Origin of the sequence: Paenibacillus polysaccharolyticus (assembly GCF_900102085.1) — a bacterium.
In the GTDB taxonomy this organism is placed as follows: domain Bacteria; phylum Bacillota; class Bacilli; order Paenibacillales; family Paenibacillaceae; genus Paenibacillus; species Paenibacillus polysaccharolyticus.
Genome location: NZ_FMVM01000005.1, coordinates 1 through 22,359, shown reverse-complemented (window position 1 = coordinate 22,359; position 22,359 = coordinate 1). Strand labels below are relative to the sequence as shown.

General features: G+C 47.6%; 23 protein-coding genes and 1 pseudogene. 10 read left to right on the top strand and 14 right to left on the bottom strand.

The window, feature by feature from the left end; genetic code table 11:
- Positions 1-5 precede the first annotated feature (5 nt).
- The 5 genes from BLQ13_RS08105 to BLQ13_RS08085 all read left to right on the top strand — a co-directional run bounded on the left by BLQ13_RS08105 (position 6) and on the right by BLQ13_RS08085 (position 5,012).
- Complete coding sequence (locus BLQ13_RS08105) at positions 6-710, top strand: response regulator transcription factor (RefSeq protein WP_090917965.1); 705 nt, start codon at positions 6-8, stop codon at positions 708-710.
- 30 nt (positions 711-740) lie between these two features.
- The gene (locus BLQ13_RS08100; protein WP_090917963.1) at positions 741-1,874 is read left to right on the top strand and encodes a sensor histidine kinase; all 1,134 of its coding nucleotides are present in this window, start codon (positions 741-743) and stop codon (positions 1,872-1,874) included.
- 139 nt (positions 1,875-2,013) lie between these two features.
- Positions 2,014-2,454 (top strand): hypothetical protein, encoded by a 441-nt coding sequence (locus BLQ13_RS08095; protein ID WP_090917962.1) that lies wholly within the window; start codon positions 2,014-2,016, stop codon positions 2,452-2,454.
- Positions 2,448-4,325 (top strand): transglycosylase domain-containing protein, encoded by a 1,878-nt coding sequence (locus BLQ13_RS08090; protein ID WP_090917960.1) that lies wholly within the window; start codon positions 2,448-2,450, stop codon positions 4,323-4,325. The genes BLQ13_RS08095 and BLQ13_RS08090 overlap by 7 nt, the downstream gene beginning before the upstream one ends.
- Before the next feature lie 135 nt (positions 4,326-4,460).
- Positions 4,461-5,012, top strand: coding sequence for a DUF2569 domain-containing protein (locus BLQ13_RS08085; RefSeq protein ID WP_167375677.1), 552 nt, complete (start codon positions 4,461-4,463; stop codon positions 5,010-5,012).
- Positions 5,013-5,111: 99 nt separating this feature from the next.
- Here BLQ13_RS08085 and BLQ13_RS08080 read toward each other — a convergent pair whose 3' ends face one another.
- The 13 genes and pseudogenes from BLQ13_RS08080 to BLQ13_RS08015 form a co-directional block, all read right to left on the bottom strand.
- Entirely contained in the window at positions 5,112-5,570 is a 459-nt protein-coding gene (locus BLQ13_RS08080; protein ID WP_090917956.1) for a threonine/serine exporter family protein, read from the bottom strand.
- Positions 5,571-5,588: 18 nt separating this feature from the next.
- Entirely contained in the window at positions 5,589-6,368 is a 780-nt protein-coding gene (locus BLQ13_RS08075; protein WP_090918438.1) for a threonine/serine exporter family protein, read from the bottom strand.
- 195 nt (positions 6,369-6,563) lie between these two features.
- Entirely contained in the window at positions 6,564-6,869 is a 306-nt protein-coding gene (locus tag BLQ13_RS08070; RefSeq protein WP_090917955.1) for a hypothetical protein, read from the bottom strand.
- Positions 6,870-6,992: 123 nt separating this feature from the next.
- Positions 6,993-8,330, bottom strand: a complete 1,338-nt coding sequence (locus tag BLQ13_RS08065) for a DUF4179 domain-containing protein (protein ID WP_090917953.1) — start codon at positions 8,328-8,330, stop codon at positions 6,993-6,995.
- A complete protein-coding gene (locus tag BLQ13_RS08060) occupies positions 8,327-8,842 on the bottom strand; it encodes a sigma-70 family RNA polymerase sigma factor (RefSeq protein WP_244159253.1) in 516 nt (171 codons plus the stop codon). The genes BLQ13_RS08065 and BLQ13_RS08060 overlap by 4 nt, the downstream gene beginning before the upstream one ends.
- Positions 8,843-9,129: 287 nt before the next feature.
- Positions 9,130-9,675: an ankyrin repeat domain-containing protein gene (locus BLQ13_RS08055; protein ID WP_090917951.1), complete on the bottom strand. Its 546-nt coding sequence runs from the start codon at positions 9,673-9,675 to the stop codon at positions 9,130-9,132.
- Between the two features lie 107 nt (positions 9,676-9,782).
- Positions 9,783-10,658, bottom strand: a complete 876-nt coding sequence (locus BLQ13_RS08050) for a helix-turn-helix transcriptional regulator (protein WP_090917949.1) — start codon at positions 10,656-10,658, stop codon at positions 9,783-9,785.
- The gene (locus BLQ13_RS08045; RefSeq protein ID WP_090918435.1) at positions 10,655-11,101 is read right to left on the bottom strand and encodes an NUDIX domain-containing protein; all 447 of its coding nucleotides are present in this window, start codon (positions 11,099-11,101) and stop codon (positions 10,655-10,657) included. The genes BLQ13_RS08050 and BLQ13_RS08045 overlap by 4 nt, the downstream gene beginning before the upstream one ends.
- Before the next feature lie 141 nt (positions 11,102-11,242).
- Positions 11,243-11,728, bottom strand: a pseudogene (locus tag BLQ13_RS08040) (GNAT family N-acetyltransferase); the annotation flags it as partial.
- A gap of 640 nt (positions 11,729-12,368) precedes the next feature.
- Positions 12,369-12,779 carry a flagellar basal body rod protein FlgB gene (flgB, locus tag BLQ13_RS08030; protein ID WP_090917944.1) on the bottom strand — a complete coding sequence of 137 codons (411 nt, stop codon included), beginning with the start codon at positions 12,777-12,779 and terminating at the stop codon, positions 12,369-12,371.
- Positions 12,780-13,015: 236 nt separating this feature from the next.
- The gene (gene speD, locus BLQ13_RS08025; RefSeq protein WP_090917942.1) at positions 13,016-13,831 is read right to left on the bottom strand and encodes an adenosylmethionine decarboxylase; all 816 of its coding nucleotides are present in this window, start codon (positions 13,829-13,831) and stop codon (positions 13,016-13,018) included.
- A gap of 201 nt (positions 13,832-14,032) precedes the next feature.
- Positions 14,033-14,611, bottom strand: a complete 579-nt coding sequence (locus BLQ13_RS08020) for an SLOG family protein (RefSeq protein WP_090917940.1) — start codon at positions 14,609-14,611, stop codon at positions 14,033-14,035.
- Positions 14,612-14,692: 81 nt separating this feature from the next.
- The gene (locus BLQ13_RS08015) at positions 14,693-15,844 is read right to left on the bottom strand and encodes an RluA family pseudouridine synthase (protein WP_244159252.1); all 1,152 of its coding nucleotides are present in this window, start codon (positions 15,842-15,844) and stop codon (positions 14,693-14,695) included.
- A gap of 190 nt (positions 15,845-16,034) precedes the next feature.
- Between BLQ13_RS08015 and BLQ13_RS08010 the strand changes: the two genes are divergently transcribed.
- Positions 16,035-16,442: a hypothetical protein gene (locus BLQ13_RS08010; RefSeq protein WP_090917938.1), complete on the top strand. Its 408-nt coding sequence runs from the start codon at positions 16,035-16,037 to the stop codon at positions 16,440-16,442.
- Between the two features lie 279 nt (positions 16,443-16,721).
- Here the strand turns inward: BLQ13_RS08010 and BLQ13_RS08005 are convergent, their stop codons facing one another.
- The gene (locus BLQ13_RS08005) at positions 16,722-17,432 is read right to left on the bottom strand and encodes a GT-D fold domain-containing glycosyltransferase (RefSeq protein WP_090917936.1); all 711 of its coding nucleotides are present in this window, start codon (positions 17,430-17,432) and stop codon (positions 16,722-16,724) included.
- 312 nt (positions 17,433-17,744) lie between these two features.
- Between BLQ13_RS08005 and BLQ13_RS08000 the strand changes: the two genes are divergently transcribed.
- Genes BLQ13_RS08000 through BLQ13_RS07985 form a run of 4 tightly spaced genes read left to right on the top strand, consistent with a single transcriptional unit; the run spans position 17,745 to position 22,104 of the window.
- On the top strand, positions 17,745-18,434 hold the full coding sequence (locus BLQ13_RS08000) for a glycosyltransferase (RefSeq protein ID WP_090917933.1): 690 nt from the start codon (positions 17,745-17,747) through the stop codon (positions 18,432-18,434).
- A gap of 17 nt (positions 18,435-18,451) precedes the next feature.
- The gene (locus BLQ13_RS07995) at positions 18,452-19,441 is read left to right on the top strand and encodes a polysaccharide biosynthesis protein (RefSeq protein WP_090917931.1); all 990 of its coding nucleotides are present in this window, start codon (positions 18,452-18,454) and stop codon (positions 19,439-19,441) included.
- Positions 19,442-19,475: 34 nt separating this feature from the next.
- Positions 19,476-21,371, top strand: a complete 1,896-nt coding sequence (locus BLQ13_RS07990) for a nucleotide sugar dehydrogenase (RefSeq protein ID WP_244159251.1) — start codon at positions 19,476-19,478, stop codon at positions 21,369-21,371.
- Complete coding sequence (locus tag BLQ13_RS07985; RefSeq protein ID WP_090917929.1) at positions 21,358-22,104, top strand: class I SAM-dependent methyltransferase; 747 nt, start codon at positions 21,358-21,360, stop codon at positions 22,102-22,104. Before BLQ13_RS07990 ends, BLQ13_RS07985 begins: the two co-directional genes overlap by 14 nt.
- Positions 22,105-22,359 lie beyond the last annotated feature (255 nt).

Here is a 22,359-nt window from a genome sequence, read left to right as displayed (position 1 = left end):
ATGCCGTGGCACAACCAGCATCCATACTGCTTGTCGATGATGAGCAGGATATTATTAAACTGATGGAAATTTATTTTGGCAATGAAGGGTACCGGATTTTTACTGCGAATGACGGAATACAGGCTCTAGAGGTGCTTAAGACGGAAGACATTGATCTCATTATTCTGGACGTCATGATGCCCAATATGGACGGAATCGAAGCCTGCATGAAAATTCGCGAAGAGCAGAAAATGCCAATTATAATGCTGTCTGCAAAAAGTACGGATATCGATAAAATAACGGGTTTAAGCATCGGCGCTGATGATTATTTAACCAAGCCGTTCAATCCGCTTGAGCTTGTGGCGAGAGCGAAATCCCAGCTTCGCAGGTACCATACATTTAATGAGGGCAGGGAAAGCAAGGAGCATGAATGGATCATTGATGATCTGATTATTAATACAGACACACATGAAGTGTGGCTGGATGACAAACCTGTGCATCTTACACCCCGGGAATTTGCAGTGCTTGAACTGCTCGCAAGGCATCAAGGATCGGTACTTAGTATGGAACAGATTTACCGCCAAGTCTGGAAAGAAGAATTCATGGAGTCTAACAACACGGTTATGGTGCACATTCGTAAACTTCGTGAGAAGATTGAGCATGACAGTAAACATCCGAAGTTCATTCAGACCGTATGGGGTGTCGGATATAAGATGATTAAACCGATTTAGGTTGTACGTCACAAGCAGGGAGTTTCTACCATGAATTCGAAATGGATTAATACGGTACGCTGGAAGTTTATTTACGCATTTCTGTTAAGTGGCATTTTGACTGCGGTGATATTGTATGGAGCAGGCAAAGTGGGCGAGACGATTCTGGAAAATCAGCAATATCCGAATTATACGATTCCGGGGCAAGTGGTTCGCTGGCTAGTGAATCATATTGGCTCTGTTCCACTGATGATTGCTGTAGGAATCATCAGTTTTGTGCTGTTTTTCTTTCTCTTCACCCGCAAAGTGATGGTTGTACTGGATGAGATCACGGCGGGTATCCAGGAAGTTGCCAAAGGAGAATTGTCACATCGGATTGCGGTGAAGACTTCCGATGAGTTTGGTGTGGTTGCGGCGAGCATCAATCAAATGGCGGAACAACTCCAGCGATCTCTTCAGGAAGAACGGAGTGCAGTTGCAGCCAAAAATGATCTGATCACAGGCATCTCGCATGATTTGAGGACACCCTTAACCTCGATTCTTGGATTTTTGGAGTATATCGAGAAGGATCGGTATCAGGATGAATTAGAAATGCGTTATTACGTCAGTATCGCTTACGAGAAATCCCTGACGTTGCGCAAGCTCATTGATGATTTGTTTGAATATACTCGGGTCAGCGGCGGAAGCCTTCCGTTGTCTTTAAGACCACTGAATCTGACCCCGTTCCTGATGCAACTCGCCGAAGAATTTGCTCCAATGCTTGAAGAAGCAGGCATGACCTATACGATCGTTGGAGGCCAAGAGCCACTATGGATTCAGGCTGCTCCGGGAGAACTCGTTAGAGCCTATGAAAACTTGTTCAGCAATGCGATTCGATATGGTGCAACGGGCAAAGTAATGGAAATTGGCCTTGCTCTTGAAGAAGGAGAAGCTGTGGTACGTATCAGCAATTACGGAGAATCGATCCCGGCTCAGGACTTACCACATTTGTTTGAACGTTTCTATCGGGTAGATAAATCACGTTCTCGTGATACAGGGGGCACAGGACTGGGACTTGCCATTGCCAAATCTATGATAGAACTGCATCAGGGGCAGATTGCCGCTTATAGCGATCAGGGCCGGACGGATTTTGTTACCCGTTTTCCGGCCATAAAACCACCCGTCCATACGCCATTGGAAGAGTAGAATGTTCATATCATACCTCTCATATTAAGCTTTGGATATGTAAATTAAGAATTTGATAAGAAGTTAACAACGCTTCTTTAAGAACTATTCGGTATGCTACCTCTATCAATCTGTTCGAAGTATGAGGAGGATACCGAAGATGAGTTCGAGATTTAACACCATTCGAATGAAATACATCTATATTTGCGGAGCAAGCGCGGTTCTCAGCATTGTGCTTCTTTTTGTTATGTACCAGATCATGAGATTAGCTTATCGTTTGATGTTCCATGAAGCTGTCTGGTTTACCGACCTTGTACATTGGAGTATCAATCATATAGGAAAGAAACCGATCGGGTTGCTTATGGGCGGAGGTTTGTTTCTTTTATTTTTCTGGATTCGTTCTCAGAAAATAAGCGAAGACATGCAAGCCCTTGTGCGGGGAACTAATGAACTTGCTAAGGGCCGGAATCCTGCACCCATTCAAATCCTGAGCGGTGGTGAGCTGCGGCAATTGAGTGATCAGATCAATGCGATTGCGGCGCTTACAGCGAATAAAGATTGCTCTGAAATGAAGGTTAAATCAGAGGAACCATCATGTTAAATGTGAAGATGAAACGTTCCATATATCGATTGTACGATGTTGCTGTTATTGTAGCGGTTCTACTGGTGCTACTGTACATCTATTTGTTTTCGTATGGAAAAATGGTGATTCGCCATCAACCGGAAGTTATGCAGCAAGTGTCATCAACCGTCATTCTGGATGAGGCTGGACAAGAGATCATCAGGTTGACGACACCAAACGGAAGATATATGGCGTATGCCGATCTGCAAGAAATGCCGGATATGCTAAAACAGGCCTTTTTAGTGACCGAGGATCGGCGTTTCTACCGACATGCGGGTCTAGACGTCATGGGTGTTGGCAGGGCAATAGTAGAAAATATACTACATATGAATTGGAGCCAGGGCGGAAGTTCGATCACACAGCAACTGGCTAGAAATCTGTATCTGAACGCCAACAAGAACTTCATCCGTAAAATAAACGAGTTATCCATTGCGATCGAGATGGAAACGAAGTATTCGAAGGACGAAATCCTGGAAATGTATTTGAACCGGATTTACATGGGACGGCAACAGTATGGGGTCAAGGCAGCAGCATGGCGTTATTTCGGTGTGGAAGATTTGAAACAATTAAAACTCTGGCAGATCGCAACGCTCGCGGGTATTCCTAAGGGGCCATCTATTTACAATCCGGTGGATAACAAGAATCTTTCCCAAGAGCGACGTAATGTCGTTCTCTCCATGATGCACGAACAGGGAATCATTACGAGCAAACAGATGCAAGAGGCTGTAGCTGTTGAATATCAACCGCCTCCTCCCAATATGGCGAGCCTTTCAACGGCACTTACGTACCAAATGGAGAAGCCTTCCTATACGTCTGCCTTAGATGCAGTCTTGCAGGAGGCCTCACTTCTCACCGGCAAGGGTGAAGCCGAGATTCGTTCCGCAGGATGGACCATTCGAACGGGCTTGAATGCAAGTGTGCAGCGGGCAATGGAGGAAACATTCGCGGAGCATGTCTGGTTTCCGGATGACCGAGAAACTCAACAGGTACAGGCCAGTATGGTAATACTTGATCAACATAACGGTGAAGTGAAAGGAATGATGGGTGGACGAAATCCTGTGAAGGGAGATATGAATCGTGCTATGAAGGATGCAAGGCAACCAGGATCCGTATTTAAACCCGTCATCGTCTATGGCCCAGCATTGGAGTCCGGACAATTCGAGCCATCAAGTATGCTTCCTGACCGACCTACGCGTTACGGAAATTACCAGCCGGGCAATGTGGGAGGAAGGTACAGAGGTACGGTATCTTTGTCGGAGGCGCTGCAAAAATCAATCAATGCGCCTGCGGTTTGGTTGTTAAACGAGATCGGGTTGAGCCAGGCCAAAGGTTTCGCTGAGCGACTGGGGATTAAATTACAGGATGAAGATATGAATCTGTCCGTTGCCCTTGGGGGGATGCATCAAGGTGTCTCGCCGCTCAAGCTTGCACAAGCCTATGCTGTTTTTGCCAATGAGGGGAGATTCAATCGTGCACACCTTATACACGAAATAACGGATGCCCGAGGACAAATTATCTATAGCCATCGCTCAGAGAACAAACAAGTTATCACGAGGCGAACGGCTCAAGAAATAACGAACATGCTGCAGCTTGTCGTGAGCCAAGGAACAGGAAAGCGTGCCCAGTTGCCTGATGATCATGTGGCTGGCAAAACGGGTACGACACAAGCCGCATTGCCGAATGTGCCCAAGCAAGCAAATCGGGATATCTGGTTTGCCGGATATACAAGGAAATGGACGGGGGTCGTGTGGATGGGATTCGATTATACGGATGCGAAACATTACTTAAAGTCCGGAAGCGGAACAGCAGCGGAGCTGTTCGGAGCGGTAATGAAACGTAGCAACCAATAAAGGAAAGGGCTAAGGAAACGGGAAGGTCAATGTATACTCGTGCTCGATCTGTAAGAGGATATCCTCCTTTTTATAACACAACATACAGATATTAAGTTATAATAGATGCTCTTCTATTTTTCTAAGGAGGGTATCATGAATATGAATCGTTCATACGGTAAGCAAGATGAGGATGTAGATATGGTTTCGTCCAAAAGTGGTATCCGGCCTGAACTTCCAGGTATTTCGGGTTTGGGCGGCTGGTTGATTTTAATTCAGATTAGTCTTTGGGCTTCACTGGTATTTTTACTTTCGGATATCTCACAGGTTGCGGTGATCATGGATCCGGCACGTTGGGAAGGAAGTCGGGGCATCGCCCCGCAGCTGTATACGGAAGTCATAAGGCCGCTGCTATGGTTTGGATTCATTAGCAGCGTGATTCTGTTTGTTATCGTTATTGTGAATCTTGTTCTTTTATACCGAAGAAAGCGGCTTTTCCCACGGTTGATGATTATACAGTACATTGTCAATCTGGTGATCGGTATCGCTACCTGGATTCTTATCGCTCAGAACGAGGTGGGAAGGGAAGAGCATATACTGGATGCGACCCCTGCTTTTAACCTGATCATTCGTTCACTGCTGACGTGCTGTATTTTTATTCCCTATTTTCTGAAGTCGGTACGTGTAAAAAATACGTTCATCAAGTAAACGAGAAGGCCCATAGCCTACAAGAACGGAGCTAAGTCAAAACTCCAGCTTGCAGACGATGGGCTTTTTTTGCTTGGTGGCAACCTGCCATTGGGAGGTTCATTTGGAGGTGGACTTGATGCGGTTTGAACGGGAAAGGCTCTGAATCATCTGGTTTAATACCTCGGATAGGACAAGTCCTACGGCGATAGCACCCGACAACATAAGAGCTTTGGCGGCCATCTCCATGGCAGCACTGTAATCATTTTGCACAAAACTACGCATTGCATTATACGCCAGTCCTCCCGGCACGAGAGGAATGATACCTGCCACGCTAAAAATAATGACAGGTGCCCGGAACATGCGAGAAAATAGCTGACTGATGACACCAACAGCAATCGTTGCGGCCAGTGTGGCCGGGACAGCATCTGCTGCATACTCCAGCACAATATAAATGATCCAGCCAATCATCCCGACAAATCCGCCGTGAAGCAGCATCCGTCTTGGCGCATTGAAAATAATGCCAAACGCAGCCGAAGCAATGAAGCTGGTTAAAGCTTGTCCTATAAAATGGAGCATTTCCTGCAACCCTCCGTCTTACATCAAAAGTGAAAATACAACAGCAATGCCTGTGCCGATGGCAAAAGCAGTAAGAAAAGCCTCGGCGCCCTTAGATAAGCCGGATACGAGATGCCCAGCCATCAGGTCGCGCACGGCATTGGTAATGAGTAATCCCGGCACGAGCGGCATGACAGAACCGATAATGATTTTGTCCCGCTCAAAGCCTGCACCGACATACACGAGGAAAAAGGCGAGCATGCCGATGACAAAGGAAGCTGTGAGCTCGGCAAAAAATTTGACGCGCACCCAGCGGTGAAAAAGAATGACCGCGGCGTAACCGATTCCGCCGCAGAGTAGTGCCGGAAGAAAATCTCCCCAGCCTCCGCCGAACATGATTGTGAAGCAAGCACTGGATAAGGCAGCGGCCCCTAGCTGGACAGCATACGAATAACCGGAAGGCTTGCGTTCGATCTCCAGCAGCAGCTCATGGGCTTCCTGAACGGTTAGTTGCCCTTGTCCGATGCGACGTGAGACGGCATTCACTTCAGACACTTTATCGAGGTCTGTGGTGCGCTCCGAGATGCGAATCAGCTTCGCGGGTTCCGTGGCATCCACCGAGAAAAAGATGCCCGTGGGCACCACATAACTATGTGAATGTGGCAGCCCCAATGCAGCGGCCATCCGCTTCATCGTATCTTCAACGCGGTACGTTTCACCGCCGCTTTGCAGCATGATTTTCCCAGCAAGCAGACAGATGGCGATGACTTGGGATTGCTCAGACGGTTCAGTCACAGGGTGTTGACTTTTGTTACGCATCTCCGATTCGGATTCAACAGGAGAAGAGGGGTCATGACGTATGTATTCCAACCGGATCAAACTCCGTTTCATATGAAATAAGGCGTGGCACCGACACCATTGTATCATATTTCACACGCTCATAAGCAATCCCGGGACATGGAATAAAAAAGCTTCGCCCAATCCTCGAAAGGAAAGAGACGAAGCCCTTTTGGCTTACATTAACAAGGTGATGACGAGCAATTCATACAGCACCAGCGGTAGAATCGTTGGGCCAAACAAAGCACGCGGTTCAGGGTAACCATGCATGGGTGTCACTTGAAGGTACAGAATTCCGCGGTCTGCACTAATAATGACCCCTTCCCAGACCTGACCATCGATGTTCTGAACTTGCACTTTCTTGCCGATATGCTGACGAACCGTATGATGAAGCATGTTCCGCACATTTTGCACGGATTGCAACATCGGTTGATTGGCCTGATATACAACACGAGTGGTTGGTGTGGATGGCGATTCAGACATGATGCACAACCCTTCCTCGAAATAAAATGCTTCTTACTTCAAGATATGCATCTGCCTAGAAAAGGTGATTACACATATGACATGTGCAGAGCTCCACGGCCGCTTTCGTAACTGACCTGACCCTCAAGGATTTACAGGGATTTCGAGTGAAAAGGGTGACTTTACTTTTGACGGATAGGTAGCAATTTTCATCTGAAGCTGACCCTGTAATTTTGCACCATGTTCGATGGTGATTGAAACCGTGGTGTGATCCAGATCTTTACCATAACCCGGACTCCAGCTTGCACCAGGGGTTTGATAAGTTTTACCTGAACGGTCTTTTACTTTGCTGAAACCGAGTACGAAACTATCTTCCATGCTGTCAGGAACAGAGAAATCAACAATAAGATTTTTGCCCTCTACTTTGCTGCCAAGCATCTGAAGACCGGAAGGGCCTCCCGTAATCTCACGTGTTTTCAGGTCGAGGCTGAAATCAAGCTCCTTTTTATCAAGACCCGAGAATCCGGAGCCTTGTAAGGTCAGCTTTTTAGGTTTGGAGAAATACATGCTTTCAAAATAAATGGAGCGTGTATCTTCCCCGACGGAGGTATCGGTTCTCCAGGCACGTCCTTGCTCATCCACGAGTTGCAGATCGCTGAGACCAAAGATTTTTTTGGTGTTGTTTGGGTCCATCTGTACGTCAAGTACCAACCGGGTTGGATACATGGTGGCCTGTTTTACCTGGATACGCTGTCCATCGACAACTAAGGTTTCGTTTACAGGGATAACCTCTTTCATGCCCTTGGTTAAATTTTTATCGACTGGCATCGTTACCTTCCACACGCCTGGATTGGCTTTGTCTCTCGATTTGAATACCACCGTTAACACATCCGGAGGGGGGGCTTGGTCGGTAAAAATAACATCAATATAGTTTTCATACACTGGATCATCTGAGTCAAAGTGGATTGTAGAATAGCCAAAACCAACAGGAAGATCTTTACCGTTTCCATCCAGTAAATCGATGTCATAGTCGAATTGTTCTGTATTTTTCATGCCTTTCATCTTGTAAAAAATAACCATGCGTGAGTCGTCAGTAATAATGCCTTCCACGGTTACGGAACCCCCATTATGCTCGTCGGTGATCCCGACTTTTTGCAACAGGGACTGATCAATCGCCATCATCAATCCTTTGTCTTGCCGGATCAGATTGACGACGCCTTCCATTCCAGGCAGTTGCTCGACAAAGGACGCAAAGGCAGGGGATACCCGAATACAGCCAGTGAACAATAAAATCAGGGCTGCTGCGGAGATGGAGCTGGTCAGCCAGCGTAATCTGGTTTTTCGTTTACGGGAAGCTTGTTGAATCCCGGCCTGTACAGCTCGGGAAGTTGCTGTATCCGGTACGGGCATCGTATCGTATTCGGCTTTGCGTGCTTGAAGACGTGTCTCCAAAGCTTCGAACGGATTTTGTTCGTCGGTCATGATAAGAGCTCTCCTTTCGGTTCAAGTTGATCCCGGAGCTTGCCAAGCGCGCGGTGCAGTCGTGATTTGACCGTGCCTGCCGGAATTTCGAGAATGTCAGCGACTTCAGTTAACGAGAAACCTTCGAAATAACTCAGAATAATAATTTGTTTGTATTCCGGTTCAAGTGCAGCTACCGCAGCGGCAAGGTCTGGATCTTCGGGTCGATCCCAGCGGCCGGATTCACGGATCTCGGTCACGGGACTGAACCGGATTTTGCGTTTGCGTTCATCTGCACAGTAGTTCAGAAGGATGCGGATTAGCCATGTACTGAAGTAGGTAGGTTCTTTCAGTTTTTTGAGTTTGCGGTATGCGCGGTAGGTTGCTTCCTGTATCGCTTCCAGTGCATCGCCCTCATTATGCAGATACGCATAGGCGATCCGGTACAGGCGGCTCTGATGCATCTCCATTAAGGCTGCAAACGCTGCAGCATCCCCCTTTTGTGCAGCTCGCGTAAGTTCGGTAGGGGTCACAAGGCTCCTCCTTTGCTGATGTTGTTTCGTATTAGACAGAGAAAGTTGCCAAACGGTTCTTGTTTTTTTGAAAAAAATGTTGTGCATGTTGATCTTCAGAAAGTTTCGTTGCATTATACAGCAAAAACCGTCAGCCCTCCCACGAGCATTACGGCTCCAGGAAGATGCTGACGGTGACAAGTATGATCTCAAATAGCCTTCTAGGTACGATACCGAGTCACAAGTGTAGCATGAGTCCCAAGTATAGTACGGATTCACATCGCTATAGCGGCTTATATCTATCCCGCTTAGGATAGCTTTGCCATCGTTTGCTCCAGACGAGCAGCGACAGAGGTATGACTACGTTGCTTCGCAATATCTAGTGCGATTTCGCCGGATGTATTAAGTGCCGTGACATCGGCTCCATATTCAAGCAACAAGTCTATAATGGCTGTCTGATCGGTATGAAAGGCAGCCGTATGAAGGGCTTGCTGTCCATCACTGTCAAGGATGCTTGTGGATGCGCCATGTTCCAGCAATAGCTGGATCACTTCCACTGAACGTTCTCCAGCCAGTGCGGCGTGTAGGGCTGTGTTGCAGGGAATGAAGGAGATAAGGGAATGAGAGATCGCATTCACTTCCGCACCGTGTTCAATAAGGGCATGTACGCTCTCGGAGTGTCCAAAATGTGCGGCATATCCCAGCGGTGTCAATCCATCCTTGTTTTCCGTGTTGGCCAGTTCTGGTTGTACGGCTAGCAGGGACTTTATTTTTTCCACATCATTCTGCTGTGCCGCTTCAAATAGCTGTTCCAATGACTCTAGCTGCTTTGGACTCTGATCTGTGTCTTTCATCTGTGAAAACCTCCTCTTTCGTTTCTATCCACACAGGGAGTGTGACGTAAGCTCGTTCGTAACTAACTCCATGATAGATCGTTCACACGGACAGTGCTTCTCGAAAATCACCTTTTTATCCGATGCTGTGCAGGGGAGTGTTTAAATCGTTTGGAGAAAAGGGAGCTGAACGAGCCAAGGCTCTCAAAACCGACGTTGTAACAGATTTCTGTAACAGGGAGATCCGTATTGGATAACAGCTGACAAGCAGCCTGAAGTCTGCGTTCCGTCAAAAATTGATGTGGCGATATGCCAAACACCTTTTTATAACTGCGGAGAAAATGATTTACGGACAGATGCGCGGCTGAGGCAGTCTCCGCAAGCGTGATAGGTTTATTATAGTAGGCTGTCATGTACTCGTGCGCGATATAGATTCTTCGATATATCTCGTTTCGGGTTGAAGATTTCACCATATCCAAGCTATCGATTTCCAACCGAATCTCACGGTGCAAAACAAGCATGTGCACGCCCAGATGATAGAGTTGTTCCTCTAGTCCCCATACATCTACGGCCTGAGAGGCATAGGAGGAGCGCAATCGCTCAAGAGCAGCTCCTAGTTGATCGGTCATAGGATATGTTCGTTCCATCCAGTCCAGTGTACCAAGGGAAGATGTGGCATAAGGCTCATCCAAGAGATAGCGGTTACTTCCAGAGATATTCCGACCAATCTCTTCCACTAGCCCCGAAGGGAAGAAGATGCAAAACGATTCGACAGGAACAGGTGAATCAATATGTAGCTGATATTCCTGTCCTTCGTTCAAAAGCAAATATCTGTCCTGATCGACTGCAAAATGTCCATGACCCGCTTCGTATAATGATGTTCCGTACCGGAACGTTTTCAGGGAAAGGGCACCTTGACCTTTCCAGTCGAACTGGTGTCTGGACTCATGCAGTATGAAAGGGACGCTGCGTTGCGTTAATGTATTTCCCGTAAAGCTATTCATTGTGAGATGTCGATGCCATGTTTCTGTGTATATTGTTGCTTCGCTGCTTCCAATGCCGGGACGGCAAAGCTGGCGAGTGGAGAAGGTAGCTCATGGAGCGGGAACCAGCCAATCTCCCCAATAGCTCCGCCTTCTTCCAGATTGCGTGCTTCTCCGCTAACGACCTTGGTGGAGTAGAGCACGGAAATCCAATGCTCCTGTCGCTCAGGGCGAATCGTTTCTGCGGTACAGAGAAGACCGTTGATCACAATATCCAGATTGACTTCTTCTTTAACCTCCCGGATAACAGCCGTCTCCAGTGTTTCGTACACATCGACTTTACCGCCGGGAATACTCCAAGTGTGCTGTTCGGGTGCACGATTACGCCAAACGAGGAGCACTTCATTTCGTTCATTAAGGATCACTGCACCTACGCCGATCCGGGGAGTGGCCTGGACTGCCATGCTACCAACCGTAGTAGAGCCTGCCGAAGGGAAAGCACTTGCACTACCCGAACTAGACCCTGGCTGAAACGAAACGGGATATCCCGTTTGGGCGGACCAGTCTGCTGCGAGAATGCTCATCGAGATCAGATCGTACTGTGTACCGTCTCGAAGAACGGCAGCACGATGCCTGCCTTCCTCGCGGAATCCGGCCTTGAGATATGCCCGTCTTGCGGCTTCGTTGTATTCGATCACGTCAAGAGCAATTCGATTCAGGTTTAACTCATGGAATGCATATCGCAAAATCAACGCAAGAGCGTCACTGCCATAACCTTTGCCACGATCTCGTTCTTCACCAATGCCGATAGCCAGTTGTGCAGAGCGGTTATTCCATTCCAATCGATAGATGGCAACAAATCCGAGAAAGCGATTGTCTTCCAACGTGCGCAGGGCAAATTCGAAATCTTGACCGTTCCGAACGGAAGAAGATCCGGTCTCATCGGATGTTTGTGGCGTCACAATATCCGTATCCAAGTTACGCATATATTCGTAGTTTTGTGTAAAATGTGCGATTTGCACGCTGTCTTCGGGACAGGGTGCCGTGAGTCTGACTTTGGAGCCTTGAAACGCATTGTATTGACGAGTCATGTTGCACCTCTTTTTATATAATCTAACGTTCTTCGCTTATCCCATTATACTACAGCCCTAATAAATACCGAACTTCCAGTGTGGATTGGTCGGCGGAGAACTCGGATCAACGCTTGCAGACGCTACACTTGAAAGTACTAGAGCTGATCGAGAAATTGTTTTATATTATATACAAAGGGATAATGTGGGAGTGAAACTATGAATCGGTTCCATAAAATAATATTATGTAGTATTCCAAGTGCTATTTTTCTATATGTATTCTATCTACCACAACTAAACTATTACCGGATCACAAGATTAACGGGTTGGTCAAACAACACAATGTCACTTTTAATAAGTATTATTAGTATTTTGCTGTTGGTTTCATTTGTGGTGTTGTTCTATTTTATAACGAAGAGAATGTTATATAATGAAAAGTTTAAATATATTCCAACGGTCTCATGGATTCCGTTCTATATTGTTCTTATTCTCATTAATAATTATACAATTCCTATTACAGAATCGGGGGACAAACCTTCGCCAGGAACAGGCATATTACTTATATTCTCTTATGTTTTATTACCTGTCATTCTAGCTTTCATCATCGGCATTTCTACCTCATACACAAAAAAACAGCCACGAGGGCTGCTGGTGTAAGATTTTATTTTAAATCATTCAATAAATTTTTCATTTTTTTGTAATGTCCGCTGACTCGATCAGCCATGTAGTTATACATGAGTTGATTCTCGGAAAGCATAGCCATCTCCCGGTCAATATCTACATTGTTGTTGTTATTGTTCATGGCTGTTTCGTTGTTCTGCATCACTCGGTACTGCACGATGGAGGCATTCGGATTGCTGACGGGAAAATGCTTCTCATGTGTGCGTTGCATCCGGAGTTGTCCGGTTTTACCGTTCTCGATGATACGTCTAAGCTCATCTTGAAACTCAACGGTGGTCTTTTTGTAATTGGGCGTATCGGCATTAGCAATGTTGTTGGTTATGGCTGCATGTCGGGCGTTTAAGGCTTGCAAAAGGGATTCATTACGCTTGGTCGTATTCGTTTCAATCATACCCTGTTCCTCCTTTACCGCATCCGAGTGCAGTTCCCTCTATTTTAAGAAATTCGCGCGCACACTGTCAATCTGTTCAAAATAACATATGGCTGGTAAGCTCACAGTCACAGCCAGAATAAACAACAATAAAGACAAGTATATGACCCAAATATGTGCTTCTGTGAAGGAAGTCAGCCGGATCAGAATCACTTGTCTTTATTCATGATGACATCACTCCTGACTGGTCTGTCCAATCAGGAAGAACGGTCTATATTTTTGCCGTAATAAATCTCATCCATCTCCAGTTTCAGCCACTCGGTAATCTCCTGTTGTTCCGCTTTGCTGAGCTTGTCCTTGGTGTACCCGAACAGATAATTATCCAGATCGAATTCTTTCAGCTTACATTTGGTGTGGAAAATGTTCTCCTGATAGACGTTCACGTCAATCATATCGAAGCCGCTTTTGATCTCGTCCGGAATGTAGTTCTGGATCGAACTGATCTCATGGTCAATAAACAGCTTGCGCCCGCTCGTATCCCTTGTAAAACCACGCACGCGATAATCCATAATCATAATGTCTGTATCAAACGAATGAATCAGGTAATTCAATGCTTTCAGCGGTGAAATCTCACCACAGGTCGACACATCGATATCTGCACGGAAAGTGCTGATGCCCTCGCTGGGGTGGAATTCGGGATAAGTGTGCACTGTAATGTGACTTTTATCCAGCTGCATGACGACATTATCGGGCAGGGGACCAGGCGATTCATCGAAGGATTCTTCTGGAATCTCAACGATCGGGCCTTCCGATACCAGCATGGTTACACTTGCGCCCTGCGGCACATAATCCTGCTGTGCGACATTCAGGACGTGTGCGCCGATGATGTCCGATACATTTTTCAAAATATGAGTCAGTCGGTCTGCGTTATATTGTTCATCGATATATTCAATGTAAGCTTCACGTTCTTCTTTGGTCTTGGTGTAACAGATATCGTACATATTGAAACTGAGTGACTTGGTCAGGTTATTGAACCCGTGCAGCTGGATGCGCTGCTCTGGCGTTAAAGTCATGGTTGCAGTTCCCCTTTGTCCCATACGACATAAAAATCGCAGTTTTAATACTACTTATACCCAACCTTGCCCGAAAAAAAACATGAGTTTCCCATTTGTGGCGAGCGGACGTACTCCTTGAGTTCAGCTTAAGAGTCCAATAAAAACGGAGTCCAGTCAGAAAAAAATACTGCACAGCAATTTGCCGTACAGCATCCAAAGTTAGAAGGGGATATCCCCATCATAAGCAAAATCATTCATGCGTTCTTCCTCCGCGACAGATTGAATATCCTCGGAAGTGACCGTAATGATGGGATAATGCTCGTTTTGTTGTTTTTTGATTGCCTTTTCTTTTACAAAACGTGGGCTACCTTCGCCGGCATCTTCGTCATAGACAAGCAGCAGGCCATCGCTTTTGCGCAGCAGCAGATCGTCCCGTGCGGTGAATTGCCATGGCCCGATATATGGCTGTTTGCTAATTGCACCATAGTAGTCCACTCCAGACAGAATGGAACGGTAATACTCCTGCTTGTCTTCTTTCCATTGTTCCTCCGGGTTCTGAAAAGCAGTGATAATCGATAGCTTCAGATGTGGATAGCTCTGTTTCAGTTCAAGCACAACCTCGCAGGCCCACAGATCGACACCGTATTGACCAGGAGTTAGCACCCATTCCAAGCCATCTTCCACAAGCGGAGTAAGGCGGGAGGCGATGGCTTTTTTAATGTAGGGTATGCCCTCATGCTTCTGACCGAAAATTTGCAGTTCATGTGCACGGTAACCGGTAATAAACAGGTTTTGCAAACGTGTTAACCTCCTTTCAGACGGACAATGAGTCCGTGAGGAACGGCATCTTAGTCGGTTGTCCGTCTTCGTATGAGCACGTTATTGTGCAGGTGTAGCTTCTCCGCGGAACGGATACAGGAATGGCTTCGGAATATCCGTTTCGAATGTCATCAGTTTGCCTGTCGTTGGATGAATAAACGACAATACTCGTGCATGGAGTCCCAGACGTCCGAGATCTCTTGTACGTGCGCCGTATTTACGATCCCCGGCAATCGGATGTCCCAGGTCTTCCATATGCACACGAATCTGATTTTTACGACCCGTTTCCAGACGAACCTCCAGCAGGGAGAACTCACGGTTCGACTTCAGCCGTTTATAATGCGTAACCGCATGTTGCCCGTCGTTTGGACGGGAACTGGAGTACATCTTGAGTGTTTTAGTTTCCTTGAGCCAAGAGGAGATGGTGCCTTCTTCTTGAGCTACCGCGCCTTCAACCAGTGCGACATAAACACGGTCTTGTACGTTTTCTTTCCAGTTGTTTTGCAACTGCTGCTGAACCTCTTCACTTTTGGCAAACATCATCACACCCGAGGTGTCCCGATCCAGACGATGCACGATGAAAATCCGGTTCAGTTCGTTGGTACGACGCACATGTGACATCAGCTGGCGATAAGCGGTCAGATCGTCACTTTTGTCAGCCGCGATCGATAGGAGTCCGGCTTCCTTGCGAATCACAATGATGTCGTCGTCTTCATGCAAAATGTTAATACCTGTCAGAGAAGGAGCGGCTACAGCCCCTTCTTTGCTGATGGATACGATCTGTCCGGGTAGCAGAGGTTCGTTAAACTTCGTTACAACTTTCTCATCTATCGATACTTGTCCACGTCCCAAAATGGACTTCACCGCATTACGTCCTGACTTTATATGCTTCAGCAGGAAATTCAGCAGTTCATCCGGCTCGGTTACCTTGTACTGACGTGGCGGTTCGGACTTGCGATAATGTGCATTGCCTGGACGCTTGGATGCCGTAGCCGGTTTGGCCGGTTTGGCCGGTTTGCTTCCTTTGCCACCGTTTTTTGCAGGCGCCACGGACGAATGGGAAGCTGAAACCTTACTCGTATCCTCTCCCGAACGAGGAGAATTCGGTTTGGATGATGAAGTGTTGAAACGGCCGGGACGCGGCTTGGAAGAGCCTCCGTATGATTTTCCTTTGGCAGATATACCGCCGGTTGAACGTTTGCGTTTATTCATGAATGACAATCTCCTTCTGAACAGCTTGTACCCTTTGTGTGCATACGATCCGTTCATTTCGTTATGCTGTTCAATATACCATTAACCGCGCGGAATTAAAAATAGGTTCATCAAATCTGCTAACCATCCAATCCGAAGAGTTATCAGTTTCATAGAATATGTTATCCCATAGCATTGGAGGTGTTACTTCATGGGCGTGTTTCTCGATATGAGAACCTCGGAGAACTCGGGATACGTAGGGGCACCGGGATTACCTTTGTCCGAATCCCCTGAACCTTTCGGCGCTATCGGTCTTCAAACCCAGGGGGTCATTAATCCTATCATTACCTTGAATGGTACAGTGGGTGTTACAGGAGAACTGGGCGACACGTTTGTTGTAGAGATAGTGCGTGGTTTTGTGTACGATCCGTTCTTCATCATCTATCGAGCAGAAGGAACGGTCGGGCAAAATGGCGGTGCCGAGTTCCATTCGTTCACAGCTCAGGATCTGGCTGCACCACCAGCGCTGGAAAATGTATATACGTCATTCATCTCCGGTGTATCCACAGCTGTGCGAACCGGGCCGGAGATGTTCTACGGTATTGCCGCGACCAACTAAAGGAGCTTTGAAAGACTTTAGAGAGACCATCTTATAGTAACGTTTGTTGTACCTGTTTCAGCTACATGGCAATCAAGATCATTCCAATCAAGATATAATTCAAAATCCCCGCCTCGGTAGGCGGGGATTTTGGTTTTGAGATGAAGCAGAAGTGTAAGAGCATTGATTTATAAGAGAGAGATTAGAAAGGTTTTGATATAGAAGGAAAGGGAGAAGTAGAGATACAAGCAGCGCTATCGATCATGGGCATAGAGAAAAACTGAATACTGTAGATGCAACTTAGTTGGCGCGTCCTTTCAAAATCATGTTGTTGGCTTTGCCAAAATCAATGGCGACTTTACCTGCCAGTGCTGCTGTTCGTTCTGCAAGAATGACGGCGTTAACCCCGCAAGAGAACAGTGCAACATCAAAGTCATCCTGATGCGTTTGAATCCATTGCAAGGTCTCATCCATCTGATCATAGTTGTCAAAAGCCAGTGTACTTACGATGTCGAGATAATAAGGCTCCTTAACGAGTGCGGCCTCTAACTCATCCAGTTCACGCGTTACAAGCAACACACGTTTGCCGGCAAGCATCTGCCAAAACCGAGGTACTTGCACAAGTTCACGATTCACACAAGCATGACAGGTCAACGCAGGCGCGATGCCGTAGTGAGCAAAGATCATATCGGTCAGCGGCCGCTTAAGGTAATCCGGAGCCTTGATGGTGCTGTCTCCACGCGGAAGGACACCCACAATAGTGGCTCTTTTCAACGAAGCAGCGACTTCGTCCCGCATCTTCAGGTTGGGAAGCCGCAGCCCCTTTTGTCCGAGATTAGCTTTAATTGCCCAGCGCTCTTGAAGCACCTGCTCCATAGGCCATACGGATTCTTGCGACATCACGATATTTTCACCATCCCCCACACGCACCAGTGAGAATGGACGCTTCTCTTGCAAAGCTGCTTCAAGCTGATCCAGCACGTCTTGCATTTCTAGATAAGTAGAATTCATTCCGAATGCCTGCCCCCTTTGAAAATCAAGCTCCTCTATTCTATGTCGCGAGAGAAACCGTGATCTGTGCGTTCGACCTCCAATAGATAACTTGGGGTGTATATCAATCTATTTATAAGAAAATCAGTACATATGTCGGTGCCGGAATGTTCAGGAGTTCATACTTTATACAGTGCTGGCATTTAAGAGAATTGAAGTGTAAGCGATCAGCGCGAGGAACGAGTTTCGTAGATACGAGATTTCATTCTAAAAAAAACTATGAAAACGTCTGTACTCGCCATATAGGCTTACAGCGTGATGAGGAGGAAGGGTATGTCCAGGAAAGTTGTGATTGAGATTAACTTCAATAACTACGGGTTAGATCCGCAGCGGCTGACCCGCGAATGGCTGGAGCGCCGTATGAACATTTTTCGCACATTTACATTGCATTGTCTCAAGGCTCAGACGAATCAAGATTTCTTGACAGTGGTGAAGCTTTCCAAAGAATCCGGGGAGCTGATGCAGGAGATTTTGGCGAGCCAGGAGCCGCTGCCTTCGAATATTCGTTTTGGAACCCACATCGAGAGTGTACGTGCGATTCTGGAGTTCGCCAAAGACGTAGAAAACATCTATATTGCCCGTCTGGATTCGGACGATCTGTATCACAAAACATTTGTGCAGCAGCTCTATGATGTGCAGCCTCAGCCAGAAACGATGGCGTTGATTAATCAGAATGGTTATCTGTGGGACAGTGTGAACAACGAGATGGCTCCGGCATTCCACCGCTCCCCGCAATTTTATGTCTATCTGTACAAGACAGCAGAATATGCCGCCGGATATCGTGTGAAGCTTCCGGGCCGAGGCACGCATGGGAATGTGATCGACTTGCCACATGAACTGCTTGCACCGCGGAACTACGTCAATATCGTTCATTCCAGCAATACGTCCGTCAAAAAAGTACCGCCTAAAGACCGCTTAAGCCGCGAGGAGATGGCGCAGGTTTTACGTGAATTCATGATCTGAACAGGAGGGATTCATCCATGATTCAAGGACAAACGATTCTGGTCACCGGAGGAACTGGCTCCTGGGGTCAGAAGCTAACGGAGGTACTGCTTGCGCAGAACCCGGCGGAGATTCGACTGCTATCTCGGAACGAGTATGCCCAGATCGCGATGCAGCGGGAGTTCAATCATGATCCGCGTCTGCGTTTTATCATTGGAGATATTCGAGATTACCGGGCAGTGGAGGAAGCGTGCCAAGGCGTAGATGTGCTCTTCCATCTGGCCGCGCTCAAGCATGTTCCGGTCTGTGAGGATCAGCCGGATGAAGCATTTAAAACAAATGTGATTGGGACACAGAATATTATTCGGGCGGCCATCCGTATGGGGATTCCGAAAGTCATTGACGTATCCACCGACAAGGCAGTCGATCCGATTAACGTATATGGCATGACCAAGGCACTGGGCGAAAAAATGATGATTCGTGCCAACTGGCTGAGCGAGAAGACCCGGTTTGTATGTATCCGCGGCGGCAACGTACTGGGCACAAGCGGCAGTGTTGTACCTTTGTTCCGGAGACAGATTGATGAAGGCAAAAGCCTGACCATTACGGACGAAGGCATGACTCGCTTTTTCCTGACCCGTACCGAGGCTATTCATCTATTACTCAAAGCAGCGGAAGCGGCGGTAGGTGGAGAAACATTCGTCATGAAAATGAAAGCTTGCAACATGACCGAACTGGCATCTGTCATGCTCGAACAGGCAGGTCGCCCGTCAGGCGATTACAAAGTGACAGGCATCCGTCCGGGGGAGAAGCTGCACGAAGTGCTGATCTCGCCATTTGAAGCACCGCGTACTCGCCAGTACGATGCGCAGTATTATGTCATTTTGCCGGAGCATGCCGATCAAGGTCTTACGAAACATTATGATCATCTGCCACGTGTGAAGTTTGATCAGTATCGCTCTGACAGTGAAATGATGAACAAACCGGCGATAGCTACGTTTTTGCGTGCAGGAGGATATATCGACTAACGGAAGGGAGGCGGAACGTTTGGAGGTGGAAGAGATGAGTGAGAACAGCCTGAATCCCGAAGAGAAACGTCAAGATGAAAAGGAGAAGCAGGCACAGACTCCAGGAGAGCACCGTGGCCGGAAACAGCAACGATTGAAGCAACTCTACCCGAAGCCACAGCAGACCACGCTTCAATGCATTCATGACCGCTCCCTGAAGGCTGTTGTCATCGGTCTTGGTTACGTGGGACTGCCGATGGCCGTTGAGATGGCACAGTCCGGTTACCAGGTGCACGGCATTGATATCGATGCAGGCAAAGTGGCAAAGCTCCGTGCAGGCCATTCGTATATTATCGGCATTGAAGATGAGATGCTTCAAACGCTGCTGGAGGCGAATTTGTTAACGGCAGGCACGGATTATGCAGCAGTTGCAGGTGCGGATGTCATTGTCATCTGTGTACCGACTCCGTTAACGGATAAACATCAGCCGGATATATCCTATATTTCATCAGCCGTGGGGGGCATGACCCCCTATCTTCAGCAGGGCAGCCTTGTCATTCTGGAGAGCACGACGTATCCAGGCACGACGGAAGAGCATGTGAAACAGCCCATAGAAGCAGCGCGCGGCTGGACAGCAGGTGAACATTTCTATGTCTGTTATTCGCCGGAGCGAGTTGATCCGGGCAGCGTGCATTATGGTGTGAAAAACACTCCGAAAATCATCGGCGGTTCGACTCCCGCCTGTCTGAGTTATGGAACACAATTCTATGGCTCGTTTCTGAACGAAGTCGTGCCTGTTAGCTCGACAACCGTTGCCGAGACAGCGAAACTGTTCGAGAATACGTTTCGCAGCGTAAACATTGCGCTGGTTAATGAGTTAACCCCGGCTTGTGAGCAGATGGGCGTGGATATCTGGGAAGTGTTACAGGCAGCGGCAACGAAGCCGTTTGGCTACATGCCGTTTTATCCTGGACCGGGTATTGGCGGGCACTGCATTCCGATTGATCCGATCTATTTATCTTGGGCAGCCAATCGCCAGGGATCGGAGTTGCGGTTCATTGAGCTCGCAGATGCGACGAACCGGCAGATGCCAGAGCACGTAGTTCAGCGTGCAACAGCCCTGCTGGAACAACGTGGCCATTCTATTCGCGGCGCCCGCGTTGTACTGGCGGGTATGGCGTACAAAAAAGACATTGACGACCTGCGCGAATCCCCTGCGCTCGACGTCTTTCGGCTACTGAGCGCAGCGGGTGCCGACGTTGTTTTCACCGATCCGATGGTGCCCGTATTCCGTCAAGATGATGGTTCCATGCTCCAGTCCCGGCAAGCTACGCCCGAATTGTGGACATGGGCCGATCTGGTTATTATCACGACAGACCATTCTTCGTTTGATTATCAGGAGATGGCGGATCATGCACCGCTGATTTTTGATACACGTAACGCCACGGCCGGATGCCGCGGAAACAATATCGTTGTGCTCGGTCAGCCTGAGCGGCATGACCATGGGAGAACACTCGGCTTGGAACAGGAGAAGGGTCAGGGTGCTGAAAGGGAAAAGGGTGTCCAATCAGAATATCTAAAACATGCAGGCCATGAGGAACATGAGAAATATGAAGAAGTTGTGGAAGATGCTGAACTTGCGGAAACAGAACATGTAGAGCATGAGGAACAGGGAATGGAGAAAGAGGAATTTCAAGATACAGAGCATGAAGCGTCAGGATCGAAAGGTCATAGTAACAGCGGCCAGACCACGAGAGAGAAAGATTCAGCAGGGGCAGATGTAAAAGGACAAAATGAAAGATATCCGGGTACGAAACGCGAGAGCGTTCCCTCGGGTGAAGGTGCAGAGAAAGAGAACGGTGAATCGCATGGAATCCAAGACGATGCCTGGGCGGATCAAGATATGAAAAATGTGCACGGGAAAACGGGAGATGGCTATGGCGAATCATGACCGGGTGAACGAACGTTATTACGGAGAGATTAATTCCGAAGATTCTCATGAAGCGACGAGGACTAGGGTGCACTGGATGTGCCGGGAAACCACAGGCAAACGTATTTTGGATGTGGGATGCAGCCAGGGAATTACGTCTATTTTGCTGGGGCGTGAAGGCTTTCGGGTGACAGGCGTGGATTTGGAGGAAGAAAGTATCCGCTATGCGCAAGAGGAATTGGCTAAAGAATCCAAGCCCGTCCGCAACCATGTCGATTTTCGCATGCTGGACATCACGCAATGGAAGGCGAGAACCACGTTTGACACTGTCCTGCTAGGGGAAGTGCTGGAACATTTTGCGCATCCTGAGACACTGCTGTTGCAGATCCATCGACTGCTCGGGGAGGAAGGCACACTCATCGTGACTGTTCCTTATGGCTATCATCCATTCTATGATCATAAACAGACGTTCTATGCGAGTAATCTGGCGATGTGTTTATTACCGTATTTTGAAGTATTGAAACTGGAAGTCCATCATAAATATCTATGTTGTGTAGCACGCAAACACCAGAAAATACAGCTCGACGTAAAACCGCCTCTGAACCAGGTGCTGGACTGGATGAAGCTGGATCATACCCATTTTGAAGAGGTGGAGCAGCAACATCTACGCTCCATGAAACAGCGCAAAAAAGCGTTGGACAGTGCCGTGGATCAGCTAAAACGGCTGCGTCGTCAGGAGAATGAGGAAGGGTAATCGGAGAAGCATTGTCGTAACACCAACACTACACAGGCAGGACGGTCACAGTACACCACCACTAATCGTTAACACCAACATTAACCGCGAAACCAAGCCTAACATCAGCAACTGTATCACCAGCATGTAGACCATCGACACCAGGAGCAATATCGCAATCACACAACACTATGGAACTGGCATACGAACAACGCTAGCCACACAAACCACACAAACCACACAAACCACACAAACCACACAAACCACACAAACCAC

Coding starts and splice junctions, on each gene's coding strand:
- BLQ13_RS08100 (WP_090917963.1), top strand. CDS start 741: ATGAATTCGAAATGGATTAATACGGTACGCTGGAAGTTTATTTACGCA.
- BLQ13_RS08095 (WP_090917962.1), top strand. CDS start 2,014: ATGAGTTCGAGATTTAACACCATTCGAATGAAATACATCTATATTTGC.
- BLQ13_RS08090 (WP_090917960.1), top strand. CDS start 2,448: ATGTTAAATGTGAAGATGAAACGTTCCATATATCGATTGTACGATGTT.
- BLQ13_RS08085 (WP_167375677.1), top strand. CDS start 4,461: ATGAATATGAATCGTTCATACGGTAAGCAAGATGAGGATGTAGATATG.
- BLQ13_RS08080 (WP_090917956.1), bottom strand. CDS start 5,570: ATGCTCCATTTTATAGGACAAGCTTTAACCAGCTTCATTGCTTCGGCT.
- BLQ13_RS08075 (WP_090918438.1), bottom strand. CDS start 6,368: ATGCGTAACAAAAGTCAACACCCTGTGACTGAACCGTCTGAGCAATCC.
- BLQ13_RS08070 (WP_090917955.1), bottom strand. CDS start 6,869: ATGTCTGAATCGCCATCCACACCAACCACTCGTGTTGTATATCAGGCC.
- BLQ13_RS08065 (WP_090917953.1), bottom strand. CDS start 8,330: ATGACCGACGAACAAAATCCGTTCGAAGCTTTGGAGACACGTCTTCAA.
- BLQ13_RS08055 (WP_090917951.1), bottom strand. CDS start 9,675: ATGAAAGACACAGATCAGAGTCCAAAGCAGCTAGAGTCATTGGAACAG.
- BLQ13_RS08050 (WP_090917949.1), bottom strand. CDS start 10,658: ATGAATAGCTTTACGGGAAATACATTAACGCAACGCAGCGTCCCTTTC.
- BLQ13_RS08045 (WP_090918435.1), bottom strand. CDS start 11,101: ATGGCAGTCCAGGCCACTCCCCGGATCGGCGTAGGTGCAGTGATCCTT.
- flgB (WP_090917944.1), bottom strand. CDS start 12,779: ATGATTGAAACGAATACGACCAAGCGTAATGAATCCCTTTTGCAAGCC.
- speD (WP_090917942.1), bottom strand. CDS start 13,831: ATGACTTTAACGCCAGAGCAGCGCATCCAGCTGCACGGGTTCAATAAC.
- BLQ13_RS08015 (WP_244159252.1), bottom strand. CDS start 15,844: ATGAATAAACGCAAACGTTCAACCGGCGGTATATCTGCCAAAGGAAAA.
- BLQ13_RS08010 (WP_090917938.1), top strand. CDS start 16,035: ATGGGCGTGTTTCTCGATATGAGAACCTCGGAGAACTCGGGATACGTA.
- BLQ13_RS08005 (WP_090917936.1), bottom strand. CDS start 17,432: ATGAATTCTACTTATCTAGAAATGCAAGACGTGCTGGATCAGCTTGAA.
- BLQ13_RS08000 (WP_090917933.1), top strand. CDS start 17,745: ATGTCCAGGAAAGTTGTGATTGAGATTAACTTCAATAACTACGGGTTA.
- BLQ13_RS07995 (WP_090917931.1), top strand. CDS start 18,452: ATGATTCAAGGACAAACGATTCTGGTCACCGGAGGAACTGGCTCCTGG.
- BLQ13_RS07990 (WP_244159251.1), top strand. CDS start 19,476: ATGAGTGAGAACAGCCTGAATCCCGAAGAGAAACGTCAAGATGAAAAG.
- BLQ13_RS07985 (WP_090917929.1), top strand. CDS start 21,358: ATGGCGAATCATGACCGGGTGAACGAACGTTATTACGGAGAGATTAAT.